Annotated in this window: 12 protein-coding genes; 5 read left to right on the forward strand and 7 right to left on the reverse strand. The window is 44.4% G+C overall.

Annotated features, from left to right (window positions below; translation table 11 throughout):
• The first annotated feature begins 187 nt into the window (after positions 1 to 187).
• Positions 188 to 1,033 (forward strand): AbaSI family restriction endonuclease, encoded by an 846-nt coding sequence (locus CWO27_RS22480; protein WP_107899535.1) that lies wholly within the window; start codon positions 188 to 190, stop codon positions 1,031 to 1,033.
• A gap of 132 nt (positions 1,034 to 1,165) precedes the next feature.
• Complete coding sequence (locus CWO27_RS22485; RefSeq protein WP_258185243.1) at positions 1,166 to 1,297, forward strand: hypothetical protein; 132 nt, start codon at positions 1,166 to 1,168, stop codon at positions 1,295 to 1,297.
• A 68-nt stretch (positions 1,298 to 1,365) separates the two neighbouring features.
• Here CWO27_RS22485 and CWO27_RS22490 read toward each other — a convergent pair whose 3' ends face one another.
• A complete protein-coding gene (locus CWO27_RS22490; RefSeq protein WP_107899537.1) occupies positions 1,366 to 2,436 on the reverse strand; it encodes a ParB family protein in 1,071 nt (356 codons plus the stop codon).
• The gene (locus tag CWO27_RS22495) at positions 2,436 to 3,635 is read right to left on the reverse strand and encodes a ParA family protein (RefSeq protein WP_107899538.1); all 1,200 of its coding nucleotides are present in this window, start codon (positions 3,633 to 3,635) and stop codon (positions 2,436 to 2,438) included. Before CWO27_RS22495 ends, CWO27_RS22490 begins: the two co-directional genes overlap by 1 nt.
• Before the next feature lie 466 nt (positions 3,636 to 4,101).
• On the opposite strand from CWO27_RS22495, the gene CWO27_RS22500 reads away from it, so the two are divergent.
• Together CWO27_RS22500 and CWO27_RS22505 are read left to right on the forward strand one after the other, a co-directional pair.
• A complete protein-coding gene (locus tag CWO27_RS22500; RefSeq protein WP_107899539.1) occupies positions 4,102 to 5,604 on the forward strand; it encodes a hypothetical protein in 1,503 nt (500 codons plus the stop codon).
• Between the two features lie 8 nt (positions 5,605 to 5,612).
• Complete coding sequence (locus tag CWO27_RS22505) at positions 5,613 to 6,506, forward strand: NYN domain-containing protein (RefSeq protein ID WP_107899540.1); 894 nt, start codon at positions 5,613 to 5,615, stop codon at positions 6,504 to 6,506.
• 84 nt (positions 6,507 to 6,590) lie between these two features.
• Here CWO27_RS22505 and CWO27_RS22510 read toward each other — a convergent pair whose 3' ends face one another.
• Both CWO27_RS22510 and CWO27_RS22515 read right to left on the reverse strand, forming a co-directional pair.
• Entirely contained in the window at positions 6,591 to 7,847 is a 1,257-nt protein-coding gene (locus CWO27_RS22510; RefSeq protein WP_107899541.1) for a Y-family DNA polymerase, read from the reverse strand.
• Entirely contained in the window at positions 7,847 to 8,254 is a 408-nt protein-coding gene (locus CWO27_RS22515; protein ID WP_107899542.1) for a LexA family protein, read from the reverse strand. The genes CWO27_RS22510 and CWO27_RS22515 overlap by 1 nt, the downstream gene beginning before the upstream one ends.
• 452 nt (positions 8,255 to 8,706) lie before the next feature.
• On the opposite strand from CWO27_RS22515, the gene CWO27_RS22520 reads away from it, so the two are divergent.
• The gene (locus tag CWO27_RS22520; RefSeq protein WP_107899543.1) at positions 8,707 to 9,951 is read left to right on the forward strand and encodes a hypothetical protein; all 1,245 of its coding nucleotides are present in this window, start codon (positions 8,707 to 8,709) and stop codon (positions 9,949 to 9,951) included.
• A gap of 164 nt (positions 9,952 to 10,115) precedes the next feature.
• Here the strand turns inward: CWO27_RS22520 and CWO27_RS23845 are convergent, their stop codons facing one another.
• The 3 genes from CWO27_RS23845 to CWO27_RS23665 form a co-directional block, all read right to left on the reverse strand.
• Positions 10,116 to 10,253, reverse strand: coding sequence for a hypothetical protein (locus CWO27_RS23845; protein WP_240699561.1), 138 nt, complete (start codon positions 10,251 to 10,253; stop codon positions 10,116 to 10,118).
• 65 nt (positions 10,254 to 10,318) lie between these two features.
• Complete coding sequence (locus tag CWO27_RS22525) at positions 10,319 to 11,083, reverse strand: LPD25 domain-containing protein (RefSeq protein WP_258185245.1); 765 nt, start codon at positions 11,081 to 11,083, stop codon at positions 10,319 to 10,321.
• A 236-nt stretch (positions 11,084 to 11,319) separates the two neighbouring features.
• Positions 11,320 to 11,481, reverse strand: coding sequence for a hypothetical protein (locus CWO27_RS23665; protein WP_181359720.1), 162 nt, complete (start codon positions 11,479 to 11,481; stop codon positions 11,320 to 11,322).
• Positions 11,482 to 11,540 lie beyond the last annotated feature (59 nt).

Genomic DNA, 11,540 nt, shown 5'->3' on the forward strand with positions numbered 1-11,540 from the left:
TCGAGTTATGTATAGGTGTGAATTCATGGTTTGTAAATAATTGCTCTTGAGTTGGTAGCGTATATGAGAATGCTTAGAATGTGAGCTTTTTACAGGAGATGCGTAAGCAGCTAAACATAGGAAATCATTGTTACTTTACATAGTGGATAGTAATATACGGTATGTCGTTTTTAGGTTGATTATTTCCATGACAAAAGATGAATTCATTTTAAGACAGCTCTCTCGAACAAAAAGAAAAAAGTATGAGCAGTACGTTGTGACCAAGATTATTCATTTAATCGATAACCATGATGTTAAGTTTATTACTCAACAATATGTTACAAGGCCTTCAGGACGAGCGTTAACTGATCTGTATTTCCCTCAATTAGGTCTTCACGTAGAGGTAGATGAAGCACATCATCTTTCGAATAAAGAAGCAGACTCTATGAGAGAGGCGGATATTGTAGAGGCGACAGGTCACAAGTTCTTGAGAGTTGATGCTGCTTTATCGTTAGAAGCTATCGATAAGCAGATAGTTGAAATAGTCAATGAGATTAAAAGCCAGCTAACTAGAAAAAATATAGAGCCATGGGATCTAGAATATGAGATGTCTACAGAAAAGTATTTAGGACTAGGCTATGTCGATGCTGATGAGGATGTCGCATTTAAAACAATAAAAGATGCATGTAACTGCTTCGGGCATAAATACAAAGGATACCAAAAAGCGGTCGCCGCCTTCCCGGAAGAAAATACTATTTTATGGTTTCCTAAAGCTTATCCAAATAGCGGCTGGAATAATGCTATATCAGATGACCATGAGGTTATCACTGAACGTAGTGTCGATGAAGATATAGCTAGAGAACATATTGAGAAACACATTAACCCTAAATTTGGTAAAGAAACGAGGCGCGTGGTATTTGCTCGTGTGAAAGGCTCACTAGGGGACGTGCTTTACCGTTTTCGTGGAGTGTACGAACTCAACTTGAAGAAGAGTAATCAAGATGTAGGCCTAATATGGGAACGAACAGCGAAACGAGTTTCAACTATTAAATGATATTGGGATTCATACCGCGAAAAATGCTGTATGATTGTTGAGTAAGAATTACGCATCAGTCTGATGCAACTGGTAACCCTTGCAGTCGTTTCGCTCCTTGAGGTCTATTACATACCATTGATGGGAGGATACATGGGAACATTCCTAGCGACATTAGCAGTGAAGTGGATTAGCGAACAGGTAGTAGGTACAGCGCCAGCGGAGCAGCAGGTGACTACAAACCTAGGCGACACTAAGCTGGTTCCAGTGAATTTGGGCGAGTAATGCTACGCTGTTTTACTACCTGTTTGCTCCACCAATTAAAAACGCCAGCTACTAGAGCTGGCGTTTTATTATTTCCTTTTAAGTACTTCTTGAATTGCAGTATCCAGTTCCGCCTGTAGTTCCTTCGACAACCGTCCAAACTCATACGAGAAATTACGACCTTTCACCTTTTTACGCGCGAACATGCCTTTGCTATCGAACTCGGCTAGAGGAATCACGGTTGCTTTGTCTGATTCTTGTTTGGCTTCGGCGATTTTTAACTCGGTTTTGATACAAGAAATCAGATCATCTTTTATATCTTCTTGGCTCTGCTCAGGCTGAGCATTGACAGCTTTACTGGTTATTTTTTTGATGAAACTGCTCAAAGCTTTCTTGTCGCCGGTGAACGCTTTCATCACTTTAGCCAGGATAGAGTAATCTGTGTGAGACAAGTCATTAGCAACAGGGAATAGGGCGATTAACTTACTGTCAATACTGGCAGCTTTAAGTGCACGGCCCACGGCTTGACGGCTAATATTCAATATTTTTGCCGTATCTTCTTGAGTAAGATCACCACTCTTCATCAGTATTTGGCACTGCAAGCCAATCTCACGTTGGTTGTGTTCTTTAGCTGTTTGTAACTGCTTGGCCAGCGCTTTTGCATCAGCGGTCGAAATTTCGTCTTGGGTGACTAGAATTCGGAATGTTTTAACACGACCTTCTTGAAGCAAAAACCAAGCACGACGACGAGATCCATCAAGAACATCAATGTGGCCATCTATTTCGCGACCAACGGCCGGGTAAAACTGTTGGAACTCCAACGAGTCTAAATCTTCCAAGGACTCTTTGGTTAACAAAGACTGGTCGCGTCCGTTCACATCAAAAGTAACCACAGTGTTTTGTTTTACCTGCTCGTATGACAAGGTCACTTCGTTAAAAGTCGCAGCTGTACCAGATGCAAGTTGCCACACCATCTTTTGACCTACCGATTCGAGGCCGAATTTTTGTTGTAGATACTCGGCGGCATTCTGGCCACTCTTCTCTAATTCTGTGTTGAGTTGCGATGTTAGAGTATCTAAGTTTGCTTTGGCCGCTGATTGTTGTGCTTGCGCTGAACCTGGTGCATTACCTAGAGGGCTACCGCCACGTTTCTTTGCCATTACTTGTTCTCCTGTTCACGCCAAACGTTCAGAATATCGCGCAATATTTGACTGGTAACTTCATAGCTATTTTGCTGTGCGCTTTGGAACGTTGCTTTGCTTTTCGGGTATTCACTTTTCGACATGTCAAACACTGTCGAGAGTAGGGAAGATGACTGACGGACGGCTTCACTGTGCTTAAACTCTTTGGAGTACAAGTAAGGGGAGAAGTGGTCGTACAGGTTGTTCATTAACTCGGTAGTTGTTGAGCTATCACGATGGTTAGTTAGCAATATTTTCATGAAGTCATAACCTTCATGGTTAGCGTTTTCTAACAATGCCCACACTTGCGGGATGTAGCTGAAGTAAGAACAAGTCGCATCAATGTCATTTTCGGTAATCGACAATGGGAACACTACATTCGTTGCTGCAAAGTACGCGTTAAAGGTCGCGTAGCCCAGAGAGGGTGGGGTGTCGATAATGATGATATCGAACTCATCTTTAACGCTATCGATGATGTCTTTAAGCAAAGAGTATGGAGACGCTAAAGTTTGGCTGAACACTTGCTCATGAAACCAACCTTCCATCGCTCGGTCACTCTGTGCTGCCGGTAAAATACGTAGGTTAGGAATGGTCGTTTCCAGAAAAGCTTCAGAGATGACTTGCTCAACAGTTTCGCCTTCATCAAGGTCGAACGTTTGCATCATCAGATCCCCAACAGACAAATTACCTTCTTGATCCGCTTCGGGTGCATAGTACATCGACAGAGTGGCTTGGCCATCCATGTCGATTAAGCCAACGCGGTACTCTTGATGGAACTCAGTAGCTAAGCCTGAAGCGATAGTTGCGGCAGAAACCGTTTTTCCTACACCACCTTTTTGGTTCTGGATCACCATCACTTGCGTCTTTTGCTGCTCGCTGCGTATGAACTTAGCGTCTTTACGCAGGTTCTCTGGCAGTAAGTCGCGTACCTTGTACATTTCTGCAATATCAATCGACCATTGTGAGTCTTCATGGCGACGTGGGTCTATCTCGGCAGCAGTGACGTAACGGTCAAGCGTTTTTGCATCAATACCAAGATAGGTTGATGCCTCTGCTCGGGTAAAGTTACGAAGTTCTTTACGGTGATTGGCTAATAAACGTTGGTTACGGCGCTGAATGTACGCGTCGGCACCTGTTTTAAGCGCTTGAAATGTCGTAGTAGTGTGTAGGTTATCCATTTCTGCCTCCATGTAGGAATGAGAAATAGTATATACCTCGATTTTTGATGTTGGTAGTTAAAAGTGATGGATGATTGAAATGTATGCGGTTGATATCATTTCCGATAAAGAAAAGCTGAATTACAGCCAGGACCAAATAAACTACTTTCGAGAGAAATAGCTAGAATAGGTTATTGATTGGTAATTAATAGACTTAATTTGGTTGGTGATAACGCCGAAACGACCCAAAGTATGAATGCCTAGCTAAAGGCTAGTTTTTTCCGGAGTCGGAAAGATATCAGCGGCCGTAAGAGATTTTTTCTGGTTATTGGTGGTAAAACGCAAGTTTTTCAAATTTATTTTCTAAAGGCTTTTTATAGGTGAAAAATAGGTTATTTATAGTTAGTAATATCTATTTATAAATTTGACTGCTCTGACTCTTTATGGGAGATTGTGTTTAAATTCAAAGACATAGAGATTCGCACCAATGCCAGTATTAGACGCAAATACGGAAGCAAAAAAAACAGATAAAAGAACAAAAAGAGTCACCGCTGTAAGAAGGGCACAGGAAGAGAAGGCAGCTCAGCTTATTGCCGGGATGGGGTTGGAAAATGTCCTTTACCCGCCGTTAGGGCCTTCACTGCGCCATCCCTTTACCACAGAGGTTATCGTGTATGCCGAAATGATAGGTTACACGCAGAAAACCATTAGTGAGCTTATCGGCTGTTCACAACCAACCGTATCTGGCTGGCGTAAAGGGGAGGGTAAAGCAGAAACACACAAATTGCTTCCGCTTATCCGCCAACTTTCACCACGGGTTTCAACCGAAAGTAGCCACCTATTGACCGCCGTTGAAAGCATTGAGTTCGCTCTACCGATAAACTGGGAGCTGAAAATGCTTTGCTGGCACTTAGAGGTGGAGCACCGTGTCGAGACAACGCCGGATAAACTGCGTCGTAGTATCATTGGGCAGTTGGAAAAAGAGCTTGCAGAAGAATCCCGTGTATTAGATATGCAGCTTCACCGAGAAACTGAGCAGTTCTTACAGAGCATTACACAACTGACAAAAGCCAAAGAACGTGCAGAGACCGAAAAACTGACCAATGATCAGAAGCAGGTGGAATACGATAAAGCCGTGGATGCATTTCTCAGCGATCGTTCTGATGTTGCTAACCTTGAACCAGATCTCCGAACTGAGTTCATTGACAAGACAATTGACAGGCCGTGTCTCAGCAACCAATTACAGCAGACCTACGCAGAGCTCAAAGCATCAATCGCGCTGGCGCACTCACTCAGCGAGGACAAGCTGACTGATAAGCTGACTGAAAAGTTGAAATTACATAAAGTTGCAGCGGAGCAACAGTTAGCAGAGATGCGTGACAACCATCAGAGCCTTCTGAAAAATAAGTCACCATTCGGTCATTATGATGAGGCTTTATCGGCAGAAATCATCAGAGTATCGACGCTGAATGAACTTGATAAAAACCTCGGCCAGCTTATATCAAAACTGTACCCGGAAGATCATCAGTTCTCGTTTGAAATTGTAGTTCGAAATGATTATAGCTATGACTCCGGCAGGGAGATTTCAATCAACGTTTCTCCTGGTGCATTGCTGCATGACTACCTACTGACAAAAGTCACCCCCACTTATACTTTTGAGCAGGTTCAGCTGAGCGGCAGAGAATTGGCTGTTATTCAAAATGCCGAGCAGTCCCCGCAACCTAGATGGCAGTTGCCGGAACGACGTCATGAACACGAGTTCCGTGAGAAGTTAACCTGCTATACCTTACAGAGCTCGAGACTGGCACTTGTTAACCAGTACTGCGATTACAAAACCACAGAAGAAGTAAAGGTGCTTAGGGTATTCAATGATGCGGAAGATATGTTGGAAAGTGCTGCCCCACACCTGACTGACGATGAAATGACTCAGTGGAAAACACAGCTTGCAGAACAGGGCTATCTGCTGCGTAGCGCTCGTACAGTATATTGAGGTGACCAATGGATAGTACACTAAACTTTGCCGTTCTCGTTGACGGAGAAAATGCGCAGCCATCGAAGTATCAAGACATTCTGCGAGAGGTGAGTCAAAAAGGAAATATTGCCAGCAAGTGGGTCTATGCAGATTGGACAAATCCGACCCACAAGAGTTGGAAAGACATCATGCTCGAGACAAGTTCAGCACCTAAGCAGCAGTTTCATTATTGTAAAGATGCTGCAGACCACGCTCTAATCATGGATGCTATCGAGCTGATTTGTACAAGCGATAAAATCAATGCAATGTGTATTGTGAGCAGTGATGGTGGCTTTGCTGGTCTAGCGCAGCGAATTAGCGAAAAAGGGTTGCACGTAATGGCGGTCGGTAAAAAGGATACACCGGCTGCCTTTCGAAAAGCTTGTCACAATTTTGTTTATGTTGAGAACATCGGCTGTGAAGACAACCAAGCTAGAGATGTCGGGGATGATGCTGAACTAGATAGGTTGTTGCTCGACGCATACTGGCAGTTGGTTGGAGACAATAACTGTGTCTATCTTGGTGATCTTGGTACTAAATTGAAGCAATTAGACAGTGCGTTTGACCCTAGAACTTACGGTAGTGCAAGCTTAAAGAAACTGATCATCAATAAAACGACCCAACTGGAAATTCATGATGTTCGAGACGACCGTTGCTACGTGCGCCTTGCCAACGCTATAGGTACGGTGAAAGCGACACCTAAGAAAGGCAAAGGTTTTGCATTTATCGTGTGCCAAGGAGAAGAGTTTTATTTTCGTAAGGATGACTTGATGGACGAAAAGCACTGGTCAAAGATAAAATTAAATCAGAAGGTCTACTTTCAAAAGACCTCAAAGCACCATGGCCCCGCGCCTGGAGCAACAAATATTAAGATTTTCTGATTTAACAAAAAAATCCCAACATTGTTGCCCTTGCTGCTAAGGAAATGTCTTTTGCGGAATTGATATTTGTGCCTCAGGTTAACTTCAGCACTTAACCTGAGGCAAATCTGTCCAGCATGTTGTGTACTGAGGCGTCAGAATCTGACGCCTCATTTGCCACTTTTGCTCAATGCCTTGAGCGCCGAGGAATAACGTGTTCTGGCCATAACGTTGATTCAGGCCATCAAACACCGACATCAACGGCGTATTGTTTGGGGATGGGTTAAATAGATCCACTTGCTCTTGCCGTCCTTCAACTAAATCCAATAGCCCAACCCCCACTTTGTAAAAGCGTACGCCTTCAGAAAAGAGCTGGTCTGTGAGTTCAGAGACCACTTGGGTGATCTGCGTGACATCTGCAGTCGGGTAGGGGAACCGGTGTACGACGCGCCGATTATAGGGCACATCATCAAAGGGTGAACTCGAGGCAAAGCACATTAGTACCTTACATAAGGATTGCTGCTTTCTCGCTTTACACGATGCAATGCCTGCGTGGTGACACAACGCTTGGCGTAATGAGGTCTCGTCTTCAATGCGTTCGCCAAAGCTGCGCGTAGAAAAGATCTGCTTCTTATCGGCTCTTGCTTCATCCCACTGTTTACAAATTTGACCATTAAGCTCACGCACTGTGCGTTCCAACTCCACATTAAACACCTTGCGTGCCAGTGACGCAGGGTACTTGGCCAGTTGCAAAGCGGTGGTGATGCCAAGGTGTTTTAGGTGAGTAGTCAGCTGTTTTCCTACCCCCCAGACATCGCTTACAGAAAGCTGAGCTAGGACGCGTTCTCGCACTGTTAAAGTATCGAGTACGCACACCCCATTAAACTCAGCGATTTTCTTTGCTACTTGATTAGCGATTTTGGCCAAGGTTAACGTCGGTCCTATACCAACACACACAGGTAAGCGGCACTCTCGCCACACCGATTTTCTGAGGTTTTGCCCATGCTCACGAAGACACGGTATCGCTAGCGCCGTTCGCTCGAAAGAGAGAAAAGACTCGTCGATAGAGTAGATGTGTTGCTCAGGAGCAAATCGGCCGATGACTTCCATCATCTTGCTCGATAAGTCGGCATAAAGCTCATAGTTAGAAGAGAGCGCGATAACGCCGCGTTGCTCGCACAATGCTTTCATTTGGAAGTAAGGCTTAAACTTCTCTACCCCGCATTCTTTGGCTTGGCGGTTTGCCGCGACCACACAACCATCATTATTGGACAGGACAACAACAGGCTTGCCACGCCATTCAGGGCGAAAGACTTGCTCGGCGCTGCAGTAAAACGCATTGGCATCAACCAGGGCAAACATTACCCCTGCCCAAATAGATGACTGGCTCGGTGACAGCGTATAGAGCGTATAACAACGCCCTCCACGGTAAAGGTATCGCACTCTTGAACCAAAACCGGTGCGTGGATCGGGTTCGCAGAAAGTAGCTGGCGATGCTTAATATCAAGCAACTTACACACGAATTCGCCGTTCAGGTTGGCCACAATCACATCCATGTTACTCAAGGCGACATGGCGATCGACAATCAGAATATCCCCATCGAAGATACCGACGCCTTGCATCGAGTCTCCGCTCGCTCGACCCAAAAAAGTCGCGCTCGGGTGCTCGACCAATAACTCATCTAAATCAAGCGAAAGTTGGCGGTACTCCGCAGCAGGTGACTCAAAGCCAGTGATGCCAGCACAGGCAGAAATAGGAATAACGTTCATAAATAATACTGTTTATATGTACAGTATCATTATGGGTAAAAATGTTCATAAGCGCAAGCCTGTGATGCGATCACTATAGCGCCTTTGTCCTAACATACTTATTTAAGTATGTTAGGACAAAGGCGTGTCAATAACTCTGCTAATTTAGCTGTCATCGAACATTTTTTATATCCCAAAACGTAGAACAGCATCACAACTGATGTGCTAGCCGTGAAATGTTCTGGACAAAAACACTGTATTTTCTCCGTGTAAGGCGCAATATTATTTAATAGTTGAAACTTGTTTCACAGACATTGGAGGTCCAAGTGTGTTCAATCTCTAGCAAGCTTTTAGTCGGGCAATGTTGCATGATATCGTAGACGAATTATGGTCTTACCTTTTGGGACCACACACATTCATGTGTGTTATCTTTCGATAGACTCTCGATAAACGTAACAAGGTCTAATCAAATTATGACAATTGCTTTTCAGTTCCCCTCACCAGCCAATTGGCAAGATTTTGAACGTATGCTTCTCGACCTTTACTTTGATCTTGATGCTGAGCAAGCTGGCCGTCCAGGGCAATCTCAATTTGGTATCGATTTTTTTGATGCTAAAAATAAAATTGTCATTCAAGCTAAAGCACGAGCCGTCCAAAGAGACCCAATAAAAATTAAGGAAATTATCGAGTGGGCGGAAAAGGCTAAAAAGTATTACGATAAAAATCCGTTCGAACGCCTATTTATTGTTACGACACAGCAGCGTGATATAAACCTTCAGATAGAACTGAAAACATACTTACAGAAAACGACGTTGCCATATAATGTTCGCATAGTCTTTTGGGATGATCTGGAAGAAAAATTAAACCAGATGCCGGAGTTGGTGCGAAAGTATTACCTTACCGAACTCTATGACGATGAAACTATCGCGAAGTATAGGCAGTTTTCACTTGACCATTACATATTGTTCACATTGTTTGGCAAATACATCGTATCTAAAGGCCGACAATGGCCTGAAGTTAATAAATTGGTTAACAACCTGCAATGGCTTATTCACCCAAGCTATGGCTACAAACAAAACCACGCGTCTTTACTTGAAAATTTGGACCCTTTAGCCCAATGGGTGCGACTTATGGATTGCGAGTTCAAGGAATTCGAAAAACGAATTAATGGCAGTTTTAACAAAGGTTATGTCCTGCCAGTCGAGTGGTGTAGTGTCCATCTTCATCGATTGCGAGAGCACGACTTGATTTCGGTACTGGAAACAGAACGAGAATATTTAAAATTTATTAGAGCGATTGCTAGTTTATTGACATACACGAAAGAGCACCCTGACCATAATGATTGGAGCCAAAGTGATAAGTTCAAAAGCTTAGGTAAAGCTGCGTATCATGCGACTGAGGAGTTTAAAGCTTGTATGGCTGATAATGCAGAATCTTTAGCTGCCTATGAATCGTTACAAGCAAATCTTAAGTCCCGTGGGTTTGACCCCATGCAACAGCTCGAAAGCGGACCGAATACCAACTGTTATTTTGGATACTACGGCTACTGCTATGCTGGCGATAGCTCAAGCGGTGATGTATACATCAATACCTTGCCCCATTTAGACACGGGATGTGAAAATTATCTCGTTCTTAAGGATGCGAAGAGAAGAAGCTACATACGTAGCTCCAAGTTCTACTATACGATGTGGCCAAAACACAAGCACAGTGAAACGTAAATTAATCTGATTTGGGGTCTATAGGTTCTTTTTCCTTTATTACAGAATAAAAGGCGCCACTATTTGGCCAACGGGCGGGTTTAATGCGGCTAACTTTTCGAACAAGTGGACTAAGCGAATATCGATAGTAATGCGACTTTCTTGTGACATTGTCACGCCTCCAGTTATGCTTGAACGGCTTGAGCTAGTTCACCCAGTGGAACATAAACCGCTTTGCTGTCTTCACGCCAAAAGCGCACTTTACGCACTGACCAACCACAACGAATAAAATCTTTATTCGTGAGATAGGTACCGGCACCCATTGAGTAGTTTTCTCGGTGTTCACTACTTTGCGCTGTGTCCGCTAAAAACGCAGTATCTTCATGGTTTAAGCATGCCTTGCGCAGCTCGGGAACAGCCGGCGCGTATGTTTAGACCAGGCAAGAACAATCGTTTTTTCCGTATTGAATCGATAATCATCGGCATAAGTATCGCTATTGTCCTCATCAAATACTGTGTACGTTGCCACAATGGCACCTTGCGCCCAATCCGGTATTGAAAGCGAAGCTTGAAACGCCTTCTCTCGTTCTACTCGCTGTTGATGCGCTGCTTTTCTTTGTTCGGCCTTGGCCTGTTCCTCGGCTTCTTGTTGGGCTTTTGCTAAACGTGTGCGCGCTAACACTTGAGAGCGAGCCAACGCCACCGAATGTCGATTTAACTGATAGGCTTTAAGCAGTGCGAGCAGCTCGCGCCCTTGGGCGTGAGTAAAATACCTATGCGACGAATCACTTTTCTCAAGCGATAGCGCGTACTCGAGTACACGAAAACAGTGATCCGAAAAACCGCACTCATTACCACCGCAGCCCAGGTCCACGCGGCAACGGTGCTGATGGCCACCTTCAAACGTGACCGTTACTTCTGTTTTGTCGTAACCGCCCAATGGATTATCCAAAGCAGCTTTCAGTGCGATCGCCTCAAAAATTTCGAAATCAAATTCCTCACCCGTTTGTAATCTGGAAGATTCAGACCAGTGAATCACAACAGACAGCGGCGCCACCTTCATTGTTGTAGAGCCTGACGGATGCAACGGGGATACGTTGCTCGCTTTTGCGGGCTTAGTGCTGTGAGTTTGCAAAGATAGGGAATGTGACATGGTGTGCTCCTTGGGTTGTTAGGGTTTCATCGTCGTTTTCGCCTAACTTCCCGGTAGCCTGCATGGTTTTCACTGGCAAAAGCGCGCAGCGTTCATTTCACTTTTTCTAGTGAAGTTCTGCGGGCGGAGGATAGAAGTGGCGTAAACGAAGCGTTGAAACCCAGCACAAGGACAGAGTAGGGCACAAACACAAAGCATACTCAGGCAAGCACTTGGCCGCGAAAGTGAAAGCCTGCCTAGCCCTGATTGTGACCGGAACGGCCAAGACAACGGAAAGCACGTTGTTTGTGATTGAAGTGGCTTGGTTGAGCCACCGAGGAGTGAGGTACGAGCGAAGAGGTTCGCGAGATAAAGCAGGTTTCAGCTTCGGTTTTATCAATACAAACTACCCAATCCAACGAACAGCACCTTAAACCTAACTAGTCAAAATAAATTATAGTGATCAGCGTTTTATATT

Source organism: Vibrio sp. 10N.286.51.C3 (genome assembly GCF_003050065.1).
In the GTDB taxonomy this organism is placed as follows: Bacteria; Pseudomonadota; Gammaproteobacteria; order Enterobacterales; family Vibrionaceae; genus Vibrio; species Vibrio crassostreae.